Source organism: Streptomyces avicenniae (assembly GCF_000719135.1).
Lineage (GTDB): Bacteria > Actinomycetota > Actinomycetes > Streptomycetales > Streptomycetaceae > Streptomyces > Streptomyces avicenniae.
This window is the reverse complement of sequence record NZ_JOEK01000020.1, coordinates 184,237-204,906: the sequence shown is the minus strand read 5'-3', so window position 1 is coordinate 204,906 and position 20,670 is coordinate 184,237. Positions and strand designations below refer to the sequence as shown.

Below are 20,670 nucleotides of genomic sequence, written 5' to 3'. Positions count from 1 at the left end.
GGCGGCACGGCCACGCGTCAGCCGTTCACGAGGGACATGTAGAAGTCCCAGTCCCAGTTGGGCCCCGGGTCGGTGTGGTCGTTGCCCGGCACCTCGACGTGGCCGACGATGTGCTCGCGGTCGGTCGGGATGCCGTGGCGGTCCGCCAGGTAGCGCGTGAGGGCGGCCGAGGAGCGGTACATCACGTCGGTGAACCACGCCGGGTCGTCCACCCAGCCCTCGTGCTCGATGCCGACGCTGTACGCGTTGCCCGCCTTCGCGTGCCAGGCGGTGTCGGCGTCCCGCACCATCTGCGTGACCTCGCCGTCCGACGAGCGGATCACGTAGTGGGAGCTGACCTCGGAGTCCGGGTTCTGGAACCAGCTGATCGAGCCCGCGTACGAGCCCTGGGTGACGTGGACGACGACGGCGCTGATCTCCTGGGTGCGGCCCGCCCGGTAGTTCTCGCTGTGCGCCGGGACCCAGCGGGCGGGCGGATAGTCCTCGCTCCGCGCGCCGGGCGCCGCGTCGGCGTACCGGCCGCGGTCGGGGCGGACGGCGTGCGGCGTCGTGGTGACGGTCTCGCCGCCCTCGACGCGGACGCTGACGCCGTCGCGCAGCAGGCCGTAGACGGTGTCGGCGTAGAGGCGGGCGGCGGAGTCGGCGCTCGCCCCGCCGTACTCGGCGACGAGGGGGTACCAGGCGGCGAGGTCGCGCCGTTCGTCGTCGGTCAGTCCCGCCGCGTCGGCGGCGGAGCGCAGGACGGCGGCGGCGCCGAGGATGTTGGCGGGGGTTTCCTGGCGGAGCCGGTCGGCGGGCAGGCCGGTGACGGCCGCGGCCGTCTCCAGGGTCCGGTGCGCGGGGTTGTCCACCAGGTGCATGACGCCGTAGCCGCGCAGGTGGCTGGGGAGGCCGTCGTGGTCGTCGAGGCGCGTCTCGCCGTAGCCGACCGCGACCAGCAGGTCGCGCGGTACGCCGTACGTCTCTGCCGCCGCGGCGAACGCGTCGTTGACGGACGCGGCGTCCGCCGGGGCGGCGGTGGCGGCCAGGGGTGTCGCCGCGGCGAGGAGGGAGGCGAGGGCGGCGGCCAGGGGGATCATGCGCAGGCGTCCATGGGCAGATCGTCCGGACATGAGGCTCCGATCGGTGAAGGCGGACGCCGGGGGCGCGCGCCGGGGACGAGCGGCGCCGCGTGGGGGTGGGCGCCGCGCCGGGTCCACCCTCAGGGCCGCTGCATGCCCATGTCAACGAGGCGTGCCGGGGGTCGGCCGCGGCCCACCGATCGGACGCACCCGGGCGCGCTCAGGAGCCGTCACGGACGCGGGCGTCGCCCTGGACGCGGTACGTCCGGTCGCGGCGCAGCGGGCCCGGCGCGACGGCCGGGGGGACGGACGGCTGCGCCTCGTCCCGCGCCGCGGTCGCCGCGGTGGACGCGGGGCCCGGCCGACGCCCGTGCCGGATGGCGTTCCCGGCGTTCACCCCGTGCCCGACGGCCCGCGCGAACCCGAGCAGCGACCTGAACAGCGGCGACACCTGTCCCATCGAGACCTCCGACTATACTGATCTGTGAAGTTGATTCGATGCTAGGTATACAGATCTGTGAATGCAAGGGGGTGCTCGGCATGACCGCTGCCACCACGGGCGGAGGCGAGCGTCTGACTCCGGGCGCGCGGCGCATCCTCGACGTCGCGTCCGACCTGTTCTACCGGCGCGGCATCCACGCGGTCGGCGTGGACACCATCGCGGCCGAGTCCGGCGTGACCAAGCGGACGCTCTACGACCGGTTCGGCTCGAAGGACGGCCTCCTCGTCGCCTACCTGGAGAAGCGGGACCGGCGCTGGCGCGACCAGGTGGCGGCGCGCCTCGACGAGGTCGGGGACGACCCGGCCGCCCGCGTCCTGGTGCCGTTCGACGTCCTGCCGGGCTGGCTCGCGGAGTCGGACCGCGGGTGCAGCTTCATCAACGCCTTCGCCGAGCTGCCCGAGCCCGAGCACCCGGGCCGGAAGGTCGTCGTGGCCGAGAAGAAGTGGCTGCGCGAACTGTTCCACCGGCTGCTGACCGAGGCGGGCGCCGCCGACCCCGACGACCTCGCGGTGCAACTGCTCAGCCTCCACGAGGGCGCCGTCGTGAGCGCGTCGATCGCCGGTGAGCGCCGGGCTGCGGTGTCCGCGCGGGCGGCGGCCGTCCTGCTGCTGGACGCGGCACTGTCCGGCCGCTGACCCCGCACCGGCCCGCACACGGCCCCTGCGCACGACCGCCCACGTATCGCCCCCTTCTTGTTGCACAACGGTGACAACCCAGCCCCACGCTTCACGGTCCATGACGTGTCGGGAGCGGTGCCGTTCGACAGGAAAGTGGGCCCCCAGTGCGCGACAACCAGCACGGACGAGCGGAGAAGCAGGGCGTCGTGGGCCGCCGGAGTCTCCTCGCCCTGACGGCGGCGGGCGTCGCGTGGGGCGCGACCCGCCCGGCGCGTGGCTCGGCGCTGGGCGACATCGGCGCGGCAGGCGGGCGGCGCCCGCCGGAGCCGGGCACGGGAGGCGGGCCCGCCGCTCCCGAGGAGCCACCACCGCCGAGCCTGGAGAACCCCCGGCTGATAGGCGACGGTTCCACCGCCGACACCGGGCCCCAGCCCCACCAGCCGGAGGCCCGCCGCCTGACGCACGGCGAACGGCCGCCGCAGTTCGTCGTCGTCTCCTGGGACGGCGCGGGGGCCCTCGACGACGGCCTGTTCGAACGGTTCAGGGGCGTGGCCGACGACATCGGCGCGTCGATGACGTTCTTCCTGTCGGGCCTCTACCTGTTGCCCGAGTCGCGGCGCGACCGGTACAGGCCGCCGCGCAACCCGAGGGGCGCGTCCGACATCGGCTACCTCTCGGACGCCCACATACGGGACACGCTGGAGCAGCTGCGGGCGGCCTGGCTGGAGGGTCACGAGATCGGCACCCACTTCAACGGCCACTTCCTGGGCGGTGACGGCTCGGTGGCCCACTGGAGCGCGGACGACTGGCGCAGCGAGATCGCGCAGGCCAAGGCGTTCGTCGCCGAGTGGCGGACCAACACCGGCCTCGGCGACGACGTGCCGCCGCTGCCGTTCGACCACGAGCGGGAGCTGACCGGCGGCCGGACGCCCGGCCTCATGGGGCAGGAGACGCTGCTGCCGGTGGCCGCCGAGCTGGGCTGGCGGTACGACGCCAGCTCGCCGGGCGGGCTCCAGCAGTGGCCCGAGCGGCGGGAAGGTCTGTGGGACCTGCCGTTGCAGTCGCTGCCGTTCCCCGGCCACGGCTTCGAGGTCCTGTCGATGGACTACAGCATGCTGGCCAACCAGTCGGGCGACACGACGCAGGGCGATCCGTCCCGGTTCGCCACCTGGCGGGAGGAGGCGCGGGGGGCGCTCGTCGGCGGATTCGAACGCGCCTACACTTCCAACCGCGCTCCGCTGTTCGTGGGCAACCACTTCGAGCAGTGGAACGGCGGCGTGTACATGGACGCCGTCGAGGACGCCCTGCGGCACATGGCGGGCGAGGACGAGGTGCGCTTCGTCTCCTTCCGGCAGCTGTGCGACTGGCTGGACGTCCAGGACCCCGGTGTCCTGGCCAATCTGCGCGCCCTCGGTGTCGGGCAGGTCCCGCCGGGCGGCTGGGAGGCCGTGGTGACGGCATGACGCGCGCGCTCCTCGCGGACGCGAGGGCAGGGGACGGACCGGCTGTGAGGACGGAACGGGTGCAGGGCGGGAGCGGTCGAGGCGGCGGCGAAGCCGGAGGTGGAGGCGGCGAACGGGCGGCCGAGGCGCTGTTCGAGGACTTCTACCCGCGGCTGGCCGGCTGGTGCCGCGGGCTGGTGGACTCCGACGAAGTGGCCCACGACATAGCCTCCGAGGCGTTCACCCGCCTGTGGTCCCGCTGGTCGGCCGTCGAGCGGCCGGAGTCGTACCTCTTCAGCGTGGCCGCCAACCTGGTCAAGGACCACTGGCGCGGACGGGACCGCGAGCGGCGCGCCGCGCGTGACCTGGACGTGGCGCGGGAGCACGCACCGGCCGCCGACCAGGGGCTCGGCGTCCGGGCCCTCGTGGAGTCCCTGCCGGACCGCCAGCGGGTGACCGTCCTGCTGCACTACTACGCCGGGCTGCCGGTGGACGAGATCGCGGCGGTGCTGCGGCGCCGTCCCGGCACCGTCAAGAGCGACCTGTACAAGGCCAGGCAACGGCTGCGGAGCGCGTTGAGGGGACCTCATGACATCACCACATGACCCGTCCGGTGCGCCGGGCGGGCGGCAGGAGCCTTCCGAGCTGGTCGATGCCTTCTCGGCACCCGTGACGCCGCTGCCGCCTCCGGCGGGGAGCTTCGCGGCGGTGCGGCGCCGGGCCGCGGCGCGCAGGCGCCGCCGGGTGGTCGCCGCCGGGGCGGTCACCGTGCTGTGCCTGGCCGGGGCGACGACCGTCGTCTCGCTGTCGCGGCCCGACGGGGACCCGCCGGTGAGCGCGCCGCCGGTGTCCCGCTCGTCCGTCCCCGCGCCGGAGGACTCCCTGACGAGCGAGTCGGCGACGGAGCGGCCGGTGCCCCCGGCGGACTCGCCCTCGGCCGAGCCGTCCCCGGAGCGGAGCGCGCCCACGGGCTCCCCCACGGCCGACCCGTCCGCCGAGGACGACGGCGCGGCGGCCTGCGCGAGCGACCGGCTCGGCCTCGACATCGCCGCGTCGGAGGGCGCGGCGGGGTCGGTGTACCTGACGCTCCGCCTCACCAACACGGGCGAGGCCGCCTGCGTGATGACGGGCTTCCCCGGCGTCTCCCTGGTGACCGGCGACGACGGCGAGCAGATCGGCGCCGCCGCCGAGCGGGAGGAGACGGGCGGCGCGCCCACCGCCGTCGCCCTGGCGCCGGGCGCCTCGGCCCTCGCCGACCTGCGCGTGACGCAGGCCGCGAACCACCCGGCCGAGGACTGCGACCCCACTCCGGCGCGCGGCCTGCGCGTCTACCCGCCGGACGAGCGGTCGGCCCTGTACCTGCCGGACGAGGGCCTGACCGGCTGCGCCGACGAGGGCGTCTCCCTGCTCTCCGTGACCCCGGTGCGCGCGGAAGCGACGACCTGACCACAACCTGACCCTGGCCTGAACACAGCCCGAGCAGGGCGCAGCCACGCCTCTCCCCGCGGCCCCCGTGACAGTGAGTGTCGCGGGGGCGACGTGGTGTGCGCCCCGGCCGCCCGCCGTGTGAGCCGGGCCACGTGACCCGGGTCACATACGATCGGGGATAGTAGTTCGCGGTCGCAATCACTCGACTGACGCCGGAGCAGAGCCCTGGGACCGGGACTTTCGCCTACGAAAAAGGCTCGTAGGTCCCGTGCTTGTCGGGCTTCGGAACACCTGCTGAGAATGGCCGCTCGTCCGCATTCGCGACGTTTACCGCCCTCTCTGCGAACGAGGTACCACTCTTGACCGCGACCCGCACCACCGGCACGCGCCGGACGTGGAACCGCAAGGCGTCCCTCGCCGGTGTCGTCACCGCCGGCGCCGCGGCCCTGACCGTCGCCCTCGTCCCGGCACACGCGTCCGCCGCCGAGTCGGCGGCGCGCGTGGCGACACAGACCGACGCCCCGATGGCGTTCCTCAGCGCCGCTCCCGGCGAGAACGCCACGACGGTGAGCGACACGCTCGGCGGACAGCAGCACCTCCTGGACATCGCCCCCGAGCGGAGCCCGGCCGCGAAGACACCGGAGACGGTCGCGGCCACCGCGCCGGAGACCCAGCCCGAGAGCGCGCCGGAAGCCGCTCCGGAGGCGCAGCCCGAGGCCGCCCCGGAGAGCGCCCCCGAGGCCGAGGCCAAGGCCGCGCCGGAGTCGAAGCCCGCCGAGGTGACCTACCCGGACAACCTGGACGGCTGGATCCGTGAGGCGATGGCCATCATGAAGGAGCACGGCATACCCGGCTCCTACGAGGGCATCCACCGCAACATCATCCGCGAGTCCAGCGGCGACCCGAACGCGATCAACAACTGGGACATCAACGCCCAGAACGGTGTGCCGTCCAAGGGGCTCCTCCAGGTCATCCAGCCGACCTTCGACCGCTACCACGTCGAGGGCACGCCGTACGACCTGTACGACCCGGTCGCCAACATCGTCGCCGCCTGCAACTACGCGGCCGACCGCTACGGCTCGATGGACAACGTCAACAGCGCCTACTGACCCGGCGCGAGGCGAGCGCGTCCCGCCGCCTGATGCTCCCCCTCCCCCTCACGCTCCGCCCGGTCACCGCCGGGCCGCGGCGGCGGGCCTCCGGCGACGAGGACCCGCCGCCGCGTCGTGCGTATCCAGCGCTCGCGCTCCCGCAGGCGCCGCCCGCGCCGGGTGAGGCCCCACGGCTTCACGTAGGAGACGGCGGTGAGGAACACGTACAGCGTCAGGGAGACGAGCGGCGGGGCGAGCAGGCCCGCCGTGTCGTCCACGGGTATGCCCGCCGCGGCATGGGCCGCGGCCTCCTCGACCGTTCTCCTGAAGACGAGCACGGACGCCCCGGCCGCCGCCAGCGTGCTCCAGAGCTTGACCGCGACCCAGCGGTGGCGCAGCAGCCCCCAGTGGGTGCCGAGCGACAGGGCGACGCCGGTGAGGACGGCCGACACGGCGAGCGGTATGAGCAGCCAGTCGGTGAACGTCCCCATGGAGCGGTGGGCGGCCTCCGCGCGGTCCTGGTCCCCGGTGGCTCCCGCGACGGCCAGCACCAGCAGGCACAGCGTGAGCCCGAGCCAGCCGACCGACGACACGACATGGGCGACGAGGAGGCCCCGGCGGGCGGGGCGCGGCAGTGGTGACATGGCTCCACCGTCTCGTGAAGAGCCGCGCCGGTCGTCCCACAGCGGGAGTATCCGTCCGTACGCGCGCCGGAGTACACGGGGCGCGGCGGGCCGGACACGGCGCCGCTCGGCGCGGCACCGTCACCCGATCCCGTCCCGCGCCGCGATCCGCTCGGCGTCGGCGATGACTTCGAGGGCGAACTCGCCTGTCAGTCGCAGGAGCCGCGGGGACGCGGGCGGCGTGGCGCCGTCGCGGTGCGCCAGCGCGGCGTGGATCAGGGCCTGCCGGTGCGGCGGGAAGAGGTCGAGCCCGTGGCGCCCAGCCGTCTCCTTGGTCACGACCTCGCCCGTCGCGACCGTGCGGTGCAGGCGTAGCGGGCCGAGCGTGCCCGTGGTGATCTCGGCCCGCAGCAGCGGTGCGGGCGGCGGCTTGCCGTTGAGGGCACGGCGGGCCCAGGAGCCCCAGTGCTCACGCAGGTTGGCCAGGGTCCAGGGCCGCAGGCGGGACGGCTCGGGGTCGAGGTCGAGGAGGTAGGGCGCCGGGCCGCGCAGGGTGATGGCGCGCTCGGCGAGGACCTTCCACACCACCGGGTTGACGTCGGAGCCGTACCCGGGGCGGAAGGCCGTGCCGACGTGGGAGGCGAGCGGCCGGATGGTGGTGACCGGCCTGGCGAGGTCGTCGGCGCTGACGTAGGCGCCGTTCACCGTGCCGGGGACGGTGGGCCGCGCGTGCAGGAGCGCGGAACCGGCGGGGAACGCGTTGCCCGCCAGGTGGAGGGCGCGCAGCCTGCGCAGGTCGCGGGCGTCCAGCGGGCCGTCCGTCGCGGCGATGAAGTCGGTGTCGCTGCGCCGGGGGCGCCAGCCGCCGAGTGCCGCGGAACCGACGAGCCAGAAGCCGGTGATCCGGCGCGGCAGGAGCAGGTCGGCGGCGGACAGGTAGCGGCTCGCGACGCCGATCGCCTCGCGGCTCACCGGGCGGCCCCCGTGGGCGGGCCACCGTGGCGGGCCCGGGCGGCGTCCGGCGTGGATGACCTGGGTCGTTGCGTCATCACGCCACCGTAGTGCGCGCGGTGGAGGAGCCGGATCAGGGGGCCGCGGGGAGCCGCCGGGGAGTCGCCCGCGTCTCGTCGCGGCCCCCTGGGCGTCCGCGTGCCGGGGCGCGTGACATTGTCGTGGCAGCAGTGTTGCCCCGTGTGGTGCGGCGCCCCCGGCACGGTGTCGCCATGTGCACGCGCGCCCGGTAAGTGCCGCTTCGGGACGGCGCGTTCTGCCGATGCGCGCGCCGGTGGCGCACTCCCCGTGGGGGTCCGGCGCGCCGCGCGCGCCCCCTAGGGTGCCGTGCCGTGAACCCCATCACGCCCTCAGCCCTCGGCCCCGTGCCGCCGGACGACGGGGAAGGTACCGGGTCCCCGGGCCTCACCCGCCGCGTCTTCCTCCAGGCGACCGCGACGGCGTCCGGCGCCGCCGCCCTCGCCCCGGTGACCTCCGCCACCGCCGCCACGACCGCACGTACCGCGTCTCGTACCGCGACGCTGACCTTCACCGCCGCGACCAACGGCGCCGCGACCCTCTCCCCCGCGGGCGACAGGCTCGTGGCGGAGATCCAGGGCGTCCTGTGGTCCGTCCCGCGCGCAGGTGGCGCGGCCACCGCGCTGACCCCCTCCGACCTGGAACCGGGGCGCCCCCACTTCTCCCCCGACGGACGGACCCTCGCCGTCACCGCCTACCGCGACGGCGGCTACCACCTCTTCACCCTCCACGCGGACGGCACGGGTCTCCGCCAGCTCACCGAGGGCCCCTGGGACGACCGCGCCCCCAGCTGGTCCCCGGACGGCACGCGGATCGCGTTCTCCTCAGAACGCGACGGCGACCCGGTGACGGGCGCCCCCTACCGCGTCTGGACGCTCGACGTCCGCTCCGGCGCCCTCACCCGGCTCACCGGGCTCCCGGACCAGGAAGGCCCGCTCCAGGACGGCGCCTGGGAGGACTTCGACCCCACCTGGTCACCGGACGGGCGGCGGATCCTGTTCGTCCGCGCGGCGGTCGGCACGCCAGGGGAGCTGCGCGCGCGGACGGTCGCCTCGGTGCGGGCGGACGGCACCGGCGCCGTCACGACGGAGCACACCGCCCCGGACGCAGGCCAGATCATGGTGCCCTCGCTCTCCCCCGAGGGGCGCCTCGCATACCTGCGCACAACTCCGCAACCCGGCGCGTCCTGCACCCTCGTGGTGGACGGCGCCCCCGTCCCGGTGGACGGCGACATCCACCCGGTGCCCGTGCGTTGGGTCTCGGGCGACGAGCTGCTGCTGACGGTGGACGGCCAGTTCCGCATCGTCCGCCCCGGCACGTCTGACGCAGGGGAGGAGATCCCGTTCACGGCGGCGCTGCCCGTACGGCGCGACCGCTACCGCGCCAAGCGCCACTCCCTCGACGACGGCGGCCGTCACCGCGTGCGCAGTCTCCACATGCCCGCCCTGTCGCCGGACGGACGGCAGGTCGCGTTCGCCGCGCTCAACGCGCTGTGGACCGCGCCCGTGGACGGCAGCGCCCGCCCGCGACGCGTCCTGGGAGCAGACCCGACGCGCTACGTCCTCGCCCCCACCTGGGCGCCCGACGGCAAAAGCCTGGTGTTCGCGGACGACCGCGACGGGCTGTACGCGGTGCGCCGCCGCACCCTGCGCACGGGCGCCGAGACCGTGCTCGCCACCGGCGGGCGCGTCTTCCCCGCGCTCTCGCCCGACGGCCGACGTCTCGCAGCCCTCACGATGGCGGGCGACCTGGTCGTCCGTGATCTCGACGAGGGTTCCGAACGGACCCTCGCCGCGCCGCTGGCGGGCGGCGGCCTGCCGGGACGCCCCAGCTGGTCGCCCGACGGCAGGTACGTCGCGCTGTGCGACCGGAACAGGATCAACCAGCGCTTCCGCGAGGGCTACAACCTCATCCGCGTCGTGGACACGACGGACGGCACGGCCGTCCTGCACGCCGTCGCGCCCCACACCTCGCTGTCCGACCGCTACGACTCGGGCCCCGTGTGGTCCCCCGACGGCCGGTGGATGGCGGTCATCGCGGAGTCGGCGCTGTGGCTGCTCCCCGTCGCAGCGGACGGCACCCCCACCGGCCCCCCGCGCAGGCTCACGTCCGAGGCGGCCGACCACCCCTCCTGGTCAGGGGACTCCCGCACGCTGCTGTACCTGTCGGCCGGACGACTGCGGCGGATCGGGGTGGACGGCTCGGCGCCGGTCACCGTGCCCGTCGATCTGTCCTACCGACGCCCCCGCGCCGCCGACACGGTGGTGCACGCGGGCCGCGTCTGGGACGGGACCGGCGCGGGCGTCAGGCGCGACGTGGACATCGTCGTGCGCGACGGACGGATCACCGCGATCGAGCCGCACCGCGCGGGTCGGCGGGCCGACCGCCGGGTGGACGCGTCCGGCAGAACTGTGCTGCCGGGGCTCTGGGACGCACACACGCATCCCTGGCAGAGCACGTACGGCGGACGGCAGACGGCGCTCCAGCTCGCGTACGGCATCACCACCGCCGTCTCGCTCGGCGGTTTCGCGTACGAGCAGGCGCGGCTGCGCGAAGCGGTGGCCGCCGGTGAGCTGGCGGGGCCCCGGCTGCTCGCGACGGGCGAACTGCTCGACGGCGGACGGGTGGGCTACAGCATGGGCCGGGCCCACCGGACACGCGACGGGGTACGGAGGTCGCTGGAGCGGGCGTCCGGGCTCGACTGGGACTTCGTCAAGACCTACGTGCGCGCGCCCCTGTGGCTCATGGACGAGGCGAGGGCCTACGCGCACGAACGGCTGGGGGTGCGGGCGGGCAGCCACTACTGCGCGGCGGGAATCCACAGCGGGCAGGACCTGACGACACACCTTCAGGCCACGCAGCGCGCCGAGTACGGGCACGCCACGTCCGGCACCGGGCGCGCCGGGCAGGACGTGGAGGAGGTCTACACGGGGACGGACTTCCACCTCGTCGCGACGCCGTTCACGGCGTACCCGCTGCTGGGCAGTGACCCGGCCCTGGCGGACGATCCCCGGGTCACGGTCCTGATGCCGCCCTGGGACGTGCCGCTGGTGCGGCAGCAGGCGGCGCGCCCGCCGACGGACGGGGAGTTGGCGGCGCTCGACACGGAGACGGCCGTGTACCGGCGGGTGCTGGCCGGGGGCGGGCTGGTGGCGGTGGGGACCGATCAGCCGCTCGTGCCGGTGGGCCTGCATCTGCACCTGGCGCTGCGGGCGCTGCACCGGGCCGGGCTCCCCACGGCCGAGGTGCTGCGTACGGCCACGTCGCTCCCGGCCCGCGTCTTCGGGCTGGAGGACGAGCTGGGGACGCTGGAGGCGGGCAAGCTCGCCGACCTGACGGTGATCGACGGTGATCCGTTCACCGACTTCGCCTCGCTCGTGCGCACCGTCACGGTGCTGCGGGGCGGGCACGTCTTCGAACAGGCTGAGCTGACGGCCGCGTTCGAGGGCGCGGTCGCGGAGGACGGGCCGTCGCCGCACGCGGAGCACTGGCTGGATGCAGGGCGCCGGATGCGGCGGGACGGCTGCTGTGACGGCGCCCTCTGAGGGCGCGCGCCGCGTTACTTCTTCTTGCCGTGGTGATCGACGTCGTTGATGCAGACGTTCCCGGCGGCCGGGTTGAGGAGGGCCAGGATGTTCACGCTGTTGCCGCAGACGTTGACCGGGATGCTGATCGGGATCTGCACGACGTTGCCGGAGAGGACGCCGGGCGAACCGACCGCGGTGCCCTTCGCGTCGGCGTCGGCGGCGGCGGGAACGGCCGCACCGAGCACGGCGACGGCGGAGAGGGCGGCGGCGGTGAAGGCGGTACGGATACGCATGGGGCGTCGCTCCTTGGCGATGAGGGGAGGGTGACGGGGCGCCACCCGGGGTTCATCTGACCCTGGGACGCGCGCTGCGGCGGGGATTGCTCCTTCCGGGGGCGTGGTCCGCCCGGTCTCCCGGGCCGCGCCCCCCGGAAGCGGCGTCCGCCCGGTGTGCTCCTAGGATTCACGCGTGACCAGCACCGTCGTCCTGCGTACCGAGGAGTCGGTCTCAGGACCGGCCCTGACCCTGCGACCGTGGCTGGAGTCCGACATGCCCGCCGTGCTCGCGGCGTTCGAGGACCGGGCCATGCGCCGCTGGCTGACGTCCTGGGTGGACGACGAGGCGGAGGCCGCCCGTTGGCTGGGCAGACAGCGCCAGGGCTGGGCGGACGGGGACCGTCTCGCCTTCGCCGTGGTCGGCCCCGCGCCGGGCGCGCGTGACCGCGCGGACGGGGTGGTGGGCGAGCGTGTGCTGGGGAACGTCGTCCTCAAGGGGGCGGTCGGCGGGGCACGTTCGGCCGAGGTGGGCTACTGGACGGTGCCCGCCGCGCGCGGCTTCGGCGTGGCACCGCGCGCGCTCACCGCGCTGACCGGCTGGGCCTTCGCCACCTTCGGCCCGGCCGGTCTCGAACGCCTTGAGCTGCTGCACCAGGAGGACAACGCGGCGTCGTGCGCCGTCGCGGAGAAGTGCGGCTACGCGCTGCGCGGCGTGCTCCCCGCCGCGCCACCCGACCATCCACGCGACGGCCACCTCCACGTGCGGCACGCGCAGGTCTGAGCGCGCCCGCCGCCGCACGGCTCAGCGCCGCGACCCGCAGGGCTCGCGCGCGAGCAGCGGCCAGGCCACCGCGCCCACGGCCAGCGCGACGCACCAGCCCAGGTGCACGGAGGTCCAGCGGGCGTCACCGAGCGGCACGAACGGGGTCCGGCCCTCGGGCAGCACCATGGCCACCGTGAAGAGGGCGAGCAGGGCACCGGCGACTGCCGCGCCCGGCCCGGTCGTCCCGCTGAACCGAATCCCACCGGCCGCCAGGGCGACGGCGAGGGCGGCCAGGGCGGCGGCCTCGACGGTCAGCGCGAGCGCGGGCGGTCCCGGGTCCACGCCACGGCCGACCGCGACGACGACCGCCCACCACACCGCTGCCGACGGGAGCAGCAGGGCGAGCCGCAGCCCCTGCCGCAGGGGACGCCCGACAGGCGCGACGCGCGTGGTGTGCCGCGCCGGGTCGTCGAGCGCGAACGCCACCCCGACCGCACCGCACAGCGCCACGACCCGCAGCAGCCCGAGCCGTTGCTCCGCTCCCACCTCCGGCAGCAGTGCCACGGCCACCGCGAGGACGAGCCCGGCGCCCCAGGCAGCGGCGGGCAGCCGCCACGGGACACCCCGCGCCTCGGCACGCACGAGCGCCGAGGCCGTGCCGGGGCGCGCGCGTGACCGGCGCGCGGCGTCCGTCCCGGCTGCACGGCGCCTCACGCGCACCCCCACTCCCGGTCGGCCGCCGTCTCGGCGGGGGCCCCGACGCCGAGGAGGCGGGCCGCGCGGTCGGTGGAGGTGCCGGGGGCGGTCAGCTCGGCCCAGTGCGTCCTGACGCGTTGACCGACCTCGGCCGCGGGCCGGTCGAACAGCGCCCTGACGACAGCGGTCTCACGTTCCCTGAGCGCGACAGGCGCGCCCGACGACAGGAGGATCGCCCCTCCGCCGGCATGCTGCCGCTCCAGGGTCCGTTCGAACCGCGCCGGGCCGTCCGGCACTCCGTTGACGGCCAGCCAGGTGATCAGGACGGCGCGCGCGTCGCAGTACACCCCGGCCGTCGTCACGTCATGGACCACCACCTCTCTTGCCACTCCCGCGGCGAACCCGAGGTCGAGGTCGCCGCCCCACGCGGTGCTCGCCGTGACCTCGCCCGGTGACACCCGCGGGGCCTCTCCCCCGGTCGCTCCGGTCCCGCTCTCGACGGACACCCTCTGACGCACAGTGAACGCATGGTCACCGATCGGAGTTCCCGGTCCGGTGAGAACTTCCCCGACGACCCGCTCCCACTCGTCCACCCAGGGCAGGAACTCAGGGAACGCGCAGTACGTCACCACTCCCCTCAGGACACATACCTGCTGGTCAGAGGGGTCGGACAGCGCCTGCGCACGCGCCAGGGCGACCGACTCCCCCGTCCCGCGCGCCTGCCCCACGGCCCCGGCCAGCGTCGCCGCAGCCGCGAGCGACGCGACCACGGACACCAGGCGCGTCCTGCCGCCGCCGAACCGCACCGCGCCCGCGCCGAGCAGGGCGGCGAGCCCGGTCAGGTACAGGAGGTGCCAGCCCGCCGGACGCGCCACCAGCCCCGACGGCAGCGCCCCGTCCCCCTCGTCGAACGCGATCGGCGCCAGCCACCGCCCGCCGCCCGAGGCGGTCGCCAGACCGAGCAGCAGCGCGAGCAACCCGACCACGGCGAGCGGCGCGGCCAGCGGCGAACGCGTCGCCCGCCCGAGCACCACACCCGCCACACCGAGCAGCGCCACCACCGCCGGTCCGGTCGCCAGTTCGGGGACCGAGGCGTGCCCGACCGCTCCCGGTCGCAGCGCGTCCCGCGTGAACTCCCCCGCGACCAGCGCCGCGACCACGAGCGCCACGGGGATCACCGACAGCAGATGGGCCGACGTCCGCCGCCACTCCGGCACGACCAGCACGCCGAACTGCGCGTCCGTGCCGTGCCGGTGCGAGCGCAGGAGCGCCGCGTTCGCGGCGATCAGGGTGGCGAGCCCGATCAGCAGGGGCCCGTACTGCGTCTCCCGGTCGATGACGTGGAGCACCGGGTAGGCGCTGCCGGTCAGCGCCCGCCGCGTGAGCAGCGCGATCTGCCCGGCGAGCGCCAGGACGACCAGCGGGTGACGCAGCAGCAGGCGGGCCTCCGCACAGGCCAGCGCGGTCACGGGGGCGGCGCCGCGCGGGGCGGAGGGCGCGGTGGCGGACGGCGGGCGTGCGAGGAGCGTCATACGGCGGCCTCCCGCGCGTGGAGGGTCAGCAGGTAGCCGTCCTCCAGGGTGGGTTCGGCCGGGGACACGCCGGACGGCGGGTCGCCGACGTTGCGGTACGTCCCCACGCCGGTGCGCCATCCGGCCAGCGCGCCGGGGGCGCGGTCGGCGCCGGTCCAGACGCGTCCCGCCGCGCGGGCGCGCAACGCGTCGGGCGGGCCGTCGAAGAGGACGCGCCCGGCGTCGATGACGACGACTCGGTGGCAGAGCATGGCGACGTCCTCCGTCTGGTGGGTGGACAGGAGGACCGTGCGGGACTCGCCCGCCTCGGCCGTCAGTTCGCGGAAGCGCATGCGCTTCTCCGGGTCGAGGCCGACGGTCGGCTCGTCCAGGACGAGGAAGGCGGGGTCCCCGACGAGGGCCGCCGCCAGGGCCACGCGCTGGCGCATCCCGCCGGACAGGGCCCGGATACGCCGCCCCCGCACCTCGCCGAGCCCGACGGTCTCCAGGACGCGCCGCACCTCGGCGTGCCGGGCACGCCGGTCGGTGAGTTCCTTGAGGATGGCGACGTAGTCCACGAACTCGAAGGCGGTGAAAGCGGGATGGAAGCCCGGGTTCTGCGGCAGGTAGCCCAGCACGCGGCGGGCCTCCGTGCGGCCCCGGGGGGTCGCGGGGTCGTGGCCCAGAATGGTGAGGGCGCCGTGGTCGGGTGCCGTCGCGGTGGCCAGCACGCGCAAGAGCGTCGTCTTGCCCGCGCCGTTGGGCCCGAGGAGGCCGGTCACGCCGGGGCCGAGCCGCAGGGACACGCCGTCGAGCACGCGCGTGCGGCGGTGGGTGACGGTCAGTCCGGCGGCGGAGACGGTGGGCGCCGCCTGGTGGTTCGTCGGGTGCGTCACGGGAGCCTCCCGGCTCGTGGTCGGAGGTAGGGGGCGGGACGGCTCGTGCCGTCGAAGCGGTCGCGGGCGGCCACGAGGGCGGCCGCGGCGGCGAGGGCGGCGGCGACGCCGGTCAGTTGCCCGGCGGCCGTCAGCGGGAACGGCGCGCCGTCCGTCAGCAGCCGTCCGGCCAGCAGCGCGGCCAGCCACCCGGCGCCCACCGTGGCAGGCGCGGCAACCGGGCCGAGCCGGGGCGTCAGCACGAGCCCCAGCGAGGTGAGCGCCAGCGCGGGCGGCAGCCAGCCAGCCATGAGAAGTGCGGCGGACGGCATCGTGAGACTCGCCGCGAGTGCTGCGGGAAGCGTCGTGAGCAGCACGGCGACCGATCGGATCATCAGCAGCCGGAACGTGTGCACGGGCGCCACCAGTGCCGTCTCGTACAGCGGATCGATGCGTGGGCCGAACGAGACCGCGACCCCGGCCAGCGGCAGCAGCGGCGCCGTCGCGAGCAGCAGCAGCGGGGTCCCCGTGCGGCCGACCACGGCGGCGAGGAGCAGCGTCAGCGCCACAGCGGCGAGCCAGGAGCGGCGCATCACGGGGGTGGCGGTCAGGAGGCGGGCGGTGTGGTCGGGTGTGCCGCAGCGGACGAGCAGGGATTCGACGGCGCCGGGCCGCGGGGCGTCCAGCTCGGCGTCGAGGCGCGCCCAGCCCGCGTCCGTGACGGCGGGGTCGGCCGTGGCGGCGAGGGCCGTGCGGCAGGGTGCGCAGGCCGCGAGATGGGTGTCGATGGACCACAGGCGCGGGGCGGGCAGGGTTCCCGACGCGTAGTCCCGCAGGTCGGCGGGTGTCGCGTGCCAGGTCATGTCAGCTCCTCCCTCAGCTGTCGGCGGGCGCGCTGCGCCCGGGTCTTGACCGTGCCGGGCGGTATCCCGAGGAGCGCGGACGCCTCACGCGTGGTGAGGCCGTCGATGACGGTCGCCTGGAGGACGGCGCGCAGCTCAGGGGAGAGCCGGGCGAGCGATCCGGCGAGGTCGCCGTGTTCGACGCGGGTGAGGACCAGGTCCTCGGCGGACACGGCGTCGCGGTCGCGCAGGCGGCCCAGGGCCTGGCGGAGCCGTCCGCGTGCACCGTCGCCGCGCAGGGTGTCGATGAGGCGGCGGGCGGCGATCCGCCAGAGCCAGGCGGCGGCGTCGCCGTCGTGCCGGTAGCGGGCGGTGCCGCGCCAGACGGCGAGGAACGTCTCCTGCACGATGTCGTCCACGCGGGCGTGGTCGGCGCAGCGGGTGCGCAGGCGTGCGGTGAGCCAGGGGGCGTGGCGGCGGTACACCTCCTCGAAGGCGCGCCGGTCCCCGTCCGCGACGGCGCGCAGCAGGGCGCCGTCGTCGCGGGGGGTGAGGTCGTTCGTGTGGGTCACGTCCTCAGATCGGGCGAGGGGGCCCGTTCGGTTCACGGCCGGTCGTGGGCAGGCCGCCGGGGGGCGTCCGGTCCAGGTGTGCCGTGCTGCCGAACTCGGCGAGGCGCAACCGTGTTCCGTCGCCGTGCCAGCGGGTGACGGAGGCGTTCGGCACCACCGCGACACCGCCGGGGGGCACGGGCGCCCCGATGCCGTCGATCGCGTGGCGCAGGCACACCACGACGGCGTCGTGCGCGACGACGAGGACGCGCTTCCCCGGAGCGGCGGCGTCGAGTTCGGCGAGGAGCGTGCGGACGCGCAGCGCGACGTCCGCGAGGGACTCGCCGCCCGGCGGGCGGTAGAGCCAGTCGCCCAGGCGGGCGCGGCGCTCGGCCTCGGCGGGGGCGCGGGAGCGGATGGCGGCCGGGGTGTGCAGTTCGAAGACGCCCATCTCCCGGTCCCGCAGCCGCTCGTCGATCAGGAGGGGGACGTCGGGGGCGTGTCCGAGGCGGGCGGCCTCGCGGCGCATCGCCTCCCAGGTGTCGCGGGCGCGGCGGTACGGCGAGCAGAGCACGAGGTCGAGGCGCGGGCCGGTACCGGTACCGGCCCGTGTGCGCGCGAGCCACGCGCCGAGCGCGGTGGCCTGGGCGACGCCGGTCGCCGAGAGGGGGACGTCCGTGTCGCTCCCGTCGAGCACGGCGTCGGTGATGCCGTCAGCCTTCGCCTGCTCGAACACGACGTTGGCCTCGCTCAGTCCGTGCCGGACGGCGACGAGTTCCGCGAGGCGGCGCGGGAGCGGGAGCGGCGCGGGCACGGTCGGGGCATCAGGTTCGTTCACCACAAGGGGTCATGCTCTCACCGGCGGGCGGCGCGCCCCCTGCCCGCCGCCCGCCCCGCGCCGCGCGTCACACGGTCCAGGCGCCCTCGGCCGCCGCGACCTTCGCGTACTCGGTGAAGCTGCGCGGCGCGCGTCCCAGGGCCTCCTCGACGCCGTGGACGACGGACGCGTTCCGCCCGTCCGTGATCAGGCCGAAGAGGTCGGCGAGTTCGCCGGGCAGTCCCTGCGCGGTGAGGGCCGCGCGGTAGTCGGCGTCACTCACCGGGACGTAGGAGACCGGGCGTCCGATGGCCGAGGACAGGATGTCGGCCACGTCCCAGAAGCTGAGCAGGTCGGGGCCCGACAGCTCGTAGGTGCGGCCGATGTGGCGGGGGTCGAGGAGCGCGGCGGTCGCCACGTCGGCGATGTCGTCGGCATCGACGAACGGTTCGACGGCGTCGCCGACCGGCGCGACCAGCTCGCCAGCCGCCACCCCTTCCTGGAAGAAGCTCTCGCTGAAGTTCTGGTCGAACCAGTTGGCGCGTACGACCGTCCAGTCGGCGCCCGACGCCTTCACCCGGTCCTCGCCGCGCACCGCGCCCTCCTCGCCGCGGCCCGACAGCAGGACGAGGCGCCGCGTCCCTGCGGCGACGGCCGCCTCCGCGAAGGCGCCCACGGTCTCGTCGGCGCCGGGGAAGGCGAGGTCGGGGTAGAACGTGATGTAGGCGGCGTCGGTGCCCTCCAGGGCGGCGGACCAGGTGTCGGGCCTGTCCCAGTCGAACGGGGGCCGACCGGCGCGGGAGCCGATCCGGACGGGGAGACCCCGCTCGGTCAGGCGCGCGGCGACCCGGCGTCCGGTCTTGCCCGTGCCCCCGACGACGAGGGTGGTCGGGTGGTCGGTGTGCTGTGTGTGCGTCATGGCTCCAGCACACCGTGCGCGCCCGGGCCACGGCCATGGCCGTCACTCTCGGCTGCATAAGCGAACGTCTCAGTGCGGAAACGGGAACCCGTCACCGCGTCCCGCGCGTCTAGAACACGTGTCCTTGATTACGAGTCAGGTCCCGCGAAGCCCCGCCGGGGGGCACATGATCGTCTGCGGTGACGACGTGTTGGCGGCGAGGCTCGCCTCGGAGCTGCACCAGGTGTACCGGCAGCGCGTCACCCTCGTCGCGCCGCCCGCGCCGACGCCGGGTGGCGTGCCCGCGGCGACGAGCCGCACGCGGATCTCCGCGCTGCTCGGACGTGCCATCGCGCCGCGCGGCCGGGGCATGCCGCTGCCGCCCCCGCCGAGCGCGTCCGGGTTCGTGCCGATACCCGTCCGGGAGATCGAGGCGGCGGAGGCCACCGAGGAGGTGCTGCGGCAGGCGGGCGCGCAGGGGGCCGCCGCGCTCGCGGTGGTCTACGACGACGACGTGACCAACATCCGCGTCGCGCTCGCCGCCCGTCGGCTGAACCCCCGGCTGCGGCTCGTCATCCGGCTCTACAACCGGAAGCTGGGCCAGCACCTCGCCGACCTGCTGGACCAGGCCGCCGCCGTCACGTCCGAGGGGCCGCGCGGCGTCCCGGTGTCCGAGGCGACGACGACGGTGCTCTCCGACGCGGACACGGCCGCCCCCGCCCTGGCGGGCGCCGCGATCGTGGGCACCCGCAAGGTCGTCCAGGCGGACGGCCTGCTGCTGCACGCGGTCGAGCGGACGCCGCCCGGCAGCGGCGAGCAGGCGCGGCCGGGGCTGTGCACGCTGGCCCTGCTCTCCTCGACGGCCGACGACCCCGGGGGCGCCGAGGGCACGGACGGCGGCGGTCCGCGCGACCCCCTGCTCCTGCCGGACGACGAGACCGTGGCGGCGGCGGTCGGCCGCAGGACGGTGGTGCTTGAGGCGATCATCCGGGCCGGGCCCGCCGTACCGTCACGGCGCCGCACGGGGCGGGCCGCGCCGCTGCGGGACCTGATCCCCTCCCGGCTGCTGTGGGCGGTCGCCGGGATCGCCACGTCCGTGGTGGCGCTCGCGGTCGCGCTGGCGTGGACGACGGGGGACCATCCGCTGCACGCCGCCTACCTGACGCTGCTCGACCTGTTCGCGATCGGGGACCCCGCCGTGGAGGACGCGGTCCCCCGGCAGATCCTCCAACTGGTCTCCGGGCTGGCCGGTCTCGCGCTGCTCCCGATCCTCGTGGCGGCCGGGCTCCAGGCGCTCGGCGCGTTCCGGGGCGCGTCCGCGCTGCGGCGGCCCCCGAGGGGGCTGTCGGGGCACGTGGTGCTGCTGGGCCTCGGGAAGGTCGGCACGCGCGTGCTTGAACAGCTGCGCGAACTCGACGTCCCGGTGGTCTGCGTGGAGGAGGACCCGGAGGCGCGGGGCATCCCGCTGGCGCGGCGGCTCGGCGTGCCCGTCGTGCTCGGCGACGCGACGCAGGAAGGGCCGCTGGAGTCGGCCAAGATCCACCGGGCGCGGGCCCTGCTGGCGCTGACCAGCTCGGACGCGACGAACCTGGAGGCGTCGCTGTACGCGCGCACGGTGAAGGCGGACGTGGGCGTGGTCCTGCGGCTGTACGACGACGACTTCGCGACAGCCGTGTTCAGGACCCTGCGGGCCGCGCACCCCAAGGCGCTGACCCGCAGCCGCAGCGTCTCGACGCTGGCCGCGCCCGCGTTCGCCGGTGCGATGATGGGCCGCCACGTGCTGGGCGCCGTGCCCGTGGAGCGGACGGTGCTGCTGTTCGCGGCGGTCGAGGTACGCGCCCAGCCGCGTTTCCGTGGGCGGACGGTGGCCGAGGTGAACCGCCCGGGTGCCTGGCGGATCATCGCCCTGGACACGGCGGCCCCGGACGAACGCGGGCCCGACCTGGCGTCGTCACAGACGGCGGGTCTGCTGTGGGACCTGCACCCGGGCTACGTGCTGCGCGCCGAGGACCGTGTGGTGCTGGCCGCGACGCGCCAGGGGTTCGCCGAGTTGCTGGGACAACGCTGATCCGCCGCCGCGTCCGGGGCGCCGGGCACGGGCGGCTGCGGCGCCCGGTCGCAG

General features: G+C 75.6%; 20 protein-coding genes. 8 read left to right on the top strand and 12 right to left on the bottom strand.

Annotation, left to right across the window (positions count from 1 at the left end; all coding sequences use genetic code 11):
- Positions 1 to 17: 17 nt before the first annotated feature.
- Entirely contained in the window at positions 18 to 1,079 is a 1,062-nt protein-coding gene (locus tag IF27_RS28840; protein WP_420822061.1) for an N-acetylmuramoyl-L-alanine amidase, read from the bottom strand.
- Positions 1,080 to 1,281: 202 nt separating this feature from the next.
- A complete protein-coding gene (locus IF27_RS28835; protein ID WP_052852798.1) occupies positions 1,282 to 1,521 on the bottom strand; it encodes a hypothetical protein in 240 nt (79 codons plus the stop codon).
- Positions 1,522 to 1,601: 80 nt separating this feature from the next.
- Between IF27_RS28835 and IF27_RS28830 the strand changes: the two genes are divergently transcribed.
- The 5 genes from IF27_RS28830 (at position 1,602) to IF27_RS28810 (ending at position 6,159) form a co-directional block, all read left to right on the top strand.
- The gene (locus IF27_RS28830; protein ID WP_052852797.1) at positions 1,602 to 2,198 is read left to right on the top strand and encodes a TetR/AcrR family transcriptional regulator; all 597 of its coding nucleotides are present in this window, start codon (positions 1,602 to 1,604) and stop codon (positions 2,196 to 2,198) included.
- A gap of 146 nt (positions 2,199 to 2,344) precedes the next feature.
- On the top strand, positions 2,345 to 3,643 hold the full coding sequence (locus IF27_RS28825; protein ID WP_052852796.1) for a polysaccharide deacetylase family protein: 1,299 nt from the start codon (positions 2,345 to 2,347) through the stop codon (positions 3,641 to 3,643).
- Positions 3,644 to 3,702: 59 nt separating this feature from the next.
- Positions 3,703 to 4,227, top strand: coding sequence for an RNA polymerase sigma factor (locus tag IF27_RS28820; RefSeq protein WP_052852795.1), 525 nt, complete (start codon positions 3,703 to 3,705; stop codon positions 4,225 to 4,227).
- Positions 4,211 to 5,068 (top strand): DUF4232 domain-containing protein, encoded by an 858-nt coding sequence (locus IF27_RS28815; RefSeq protein ID WP_110946328.1) that lies wholly within the window; start codon positions 4,211 to 4,213, stop codon positions 5,066 to 5,068. Before IF27_RS28820 ends, IF27_RS28815 begins: the two co-directional genes overlap by 17 nt.
- 341 nt (positions 5,069 to 5,409) lie before the next feature.
- Positions 5,410 to 6,159, top strand: coding sequence for a transglycosylase SLT domain-containing protein (locus tag IF27_RS28810; RefSeq protein ID WP_052852793.1), 750 nt, complete (start codon positions 5,410 to 5,412; stop codon positions 6,157 to 6,159).
- Here IF27_RS28810 and IF27_RS28805 read toward each other — a convergent pair.
- Positions 6,153 to 6,785 (bottom strand): DUF2269 domain-containing protein, encoded by a 633-nt coding sequence (locus tag IF27_RS28805; protein ID WP_338058227.1) that lies wholly within the window; start codon positions 6,783 to 6,785, stop codon positions 6,153 to 6,155. The genes IF27_RS28810 and IF27_RS28805 overlap by 7 nt on opposite strands.
- Positions 6,786 to 6,905: 120 nt before the next feature.
- Positions 6,906 to 7,736, bottom strand: a complete 831-nt coding sequence (locus IF27_RS28800) for a hypothetical protein (RefSeq protein ID WP_052852792.1) — start codon at positions 7,734 to 7,736, stop codon at positions 6,906 to 6,908.
- Positions 7,737 to 8,140: 404 nt separating this feature from the next.
- Here IF27_RS28800 and IF27_RS28795 point away from each other — a divergent pair, with 404 nt between their 5' ends.
- Positions 8,141 to 11,338 (top strand): amidohydrolase family protein, encoded by a 3,198-nt coding sequence (locus IF27_RS28795; RefSeq protein ID WP_052852830.1) that lies wholly within the window; start codon positions 8,141 to 8,143, stop codon positions 11,336 to 11,338.
- 14 nt (positions 11,339 to 11,352) lie between these two features.
- Here the strand turns inward: IF27_RS28795 and IF27_RS28790 are convergent, their stop codons facing one another.
- Positions 11,353 to 11,613, bottom strand: coding sequence for a chaplin (locus IF27_RS28790; protein WP_052852791.1), 261 nt, complete (start codon positions 11,611 to 11,613; stop codon positions 11,353 to 11,355).
- A gap of 175 nt (positions 11,614 to 11,788) precedes the next feature.
- On the opposite strand from IF27_RS28790, the gene IF27_RS28785 reads away from it, so the two are divergent.
- Positions 11,789 to 12,376 (top strand): GNAT family N-acetyltransferase, encoded by a 588-nt coding sequence (locus IF27_RS28785; RefSeq protein WP_052852790.1) that lies wholly within the window; start codon positions 11,789 to 11,791, stop codon positions 12,374 to 12,376.
- A 21-nt stretch (positions 12,377 to 12,397) separates the two neighbouring features.
- On the opposite strand, the gene IF27_RS28780 is transcribed toward IF27_RS28785, so the two are convergent.
- The 7 genes from IF27_RS28780 to IF27_RS28750 all read right to left on the bottom strand — a co-directional run bounded on the left by IF27_RS28780 (position 12,398) and on the right by IF27_RS28750 (position 18,569).
- Positions 12,398 to 13,072: an ABC transporter gene (locus IF27_RS28780; RefSeq protein ID WP_223291248.1), complete on the bottom strand. Its 675-nt coding sequence runs from the start codon at positions 13,070 to 13,072 to the stop codon at positions 12,398 to 12,400.
- Positions 13,069 to 14,586 (bottom strand): hypothetical protein, encoded by a 1,518-nt coding sequence (locus tag IF27_RS28775; protein WP_052852788.1) that lies wholly within the window; start codon positions 14,584 to 14,586, stop codon positions 13,069 to 13,071. Before IF27_RS28775 ends, IF27_RS28780 begins: the two co-directional genes overlap by 4 nt.
- Complete coding sequence (locus tag IF27_RS28770; protein ID WP_052852787.1) at positions 14,583 to 15,461, bottom strand: ABC transporter ATP-binding protein; 879 nt, start codon at positions 15,459 to 15,461, stop codon at positions 14,583 to 14,585. Before IF27_RS28770 ends, IF27_RS28775 begins: the two co-directional genes overlap by 4 nt.
- On the bottom strand, positions 15,458 to 16,303 hold the full coding sequence (locus IF27_RS28765; protein WP_052852786.1) for a cupin domain-containing protein: 846 nt from the start codon (positions 16,301 to 16,303) through the stop codon (positions 15,458 to 15,460). The genes IF27_RS28770 and IF27_RS28765 overlap by 4 nt, the downstream gene beginning before the upstream one ends.
- A complete protein-coding gene (locus IF27_RS28760) occupies positions 16,300 to 16,854 on the bottom strand; it encodes an RNA polymerase sigma factor (RefSeq protein ID WP_052852785.1) in 555 nt (184 codons plus the stop codon). The genes IF27_RS28765 and IF27_RS28760 overlap by 4 nt, the downstream gene beginning before the upstream one ends.
- Before the next feature lie 4 nt (positions 16,855 to 16,858).
- A complete protein-coding gene (locus IF27_RS28755) occupies positions 16,859 to 17,671 on the bottom strand; it encodes a histidine phosphatase family protein (protein WP_110946346.1) in 813 nt (270 codons plus the stop codon).
- Between the two features lie 67 nt (positions 17,672 to 17,738).
- Entirely contained in the window at positions 17,739 to 18,569 is an 831-nt protein-coding gene (locus IF27_RS28750) for an NmrA family NAD(P)-binding protein (RefSeq protein WP_052852784.1), read from the bottom strand.
- A gap of 166 nt (positions 18,570 to 18,735) precedes the next feature.
- On the opposite strand from IF27_RS28750, the gene IF27_RS28745 reads away from it, so the two are divergent.
- A complete protein-coding gene (locus IF27_RS28745; RefSeq protein ID WP_052852783.1) occupies positions 18,736 to 20,616 on the top strand; it encodes a potassium channel family protein in 1,881 nt (626 codons plus the stop codon).
- The last annotated feature ends 54 nt before the right edge of the window (positions 20,617 to 20,670 follow it).

Excerpts from the sequence above, each read along its gene's own strand:
- IF27_RS28750 (WP_052852784.1), bottom strand. The coding sequence starts at position 18,569 with ATGACGCACACACAGCACACCGACCACCCGACCACCCTCGTCGTCGGG.
- IF27_RS28840 (WP_420822061.1), bottom strand. The coding sequence starts at position 1,079 with ATGATCCCCCTGGCCGCCGCCCTCGCCTCCCTCCTCGCCGCGGCGACA.
- IF27_RS28745 (WP_052852783.1), top strand. The coding sequence starts at position 18,736 with ATGATCGTCTGCGGTGACGACGTGTTGGCGGCGAGGCTCGCCTCGGAG.
- IF27_RS28765 (WP_052852786.1), bottom strand. The coding sequence starts at position 16,303 with ATGACCTGGCACGCGACACCCGCCGACCTGCGGGACTACGCGTCGGGA.
- IF27_RS28815 (WP_110946328.1), top strand. The coding sequence starts at position 4,211 with ATGACATCACCACATGACCCGTCCGGTGCGCCGGGCGGGCGGCAGGAG.
- IF27_RS28835 (WP_052852798.1), bottom strand. The coding sequence starts at position 1,521 with ATGGGACAGGTGTCGCCGCTGTTCAGGTCGCTGCTCGGGTTCGCGCGG.
- IF27_RS28805 (WP_338058227.1), bottom strand. The coding sequence starts at position 6,785 with ATGTCACCACTGCCGCGCCCCGCCCGCCGGGGCCTCCTCGTCGCCCAT.
- IF27_RS28775 (WP_052852788.1), bottom strand. The coding sequence starts at position 14,586 with ATGACGCTCCTCGCACGCCCGCCGTCCGCCACCGCGCCCTCCGCCCCG.
- IF27_RS28830 (WP_052852797.1), top strand. The coding sequence starts at position 1,602 with ATGACCGCTGCCACCACGGGCGGAGGCGAGCGTCTGACTCCGGGCGCG.
- IF27_RS28790 (WP_052852791.1), bottom strand. The coding sequence starts at position 11,613 with ATGCGTATCCGTACCGCCTTCACCGCCGCCGCCCTCTCCGCCGTCGCC.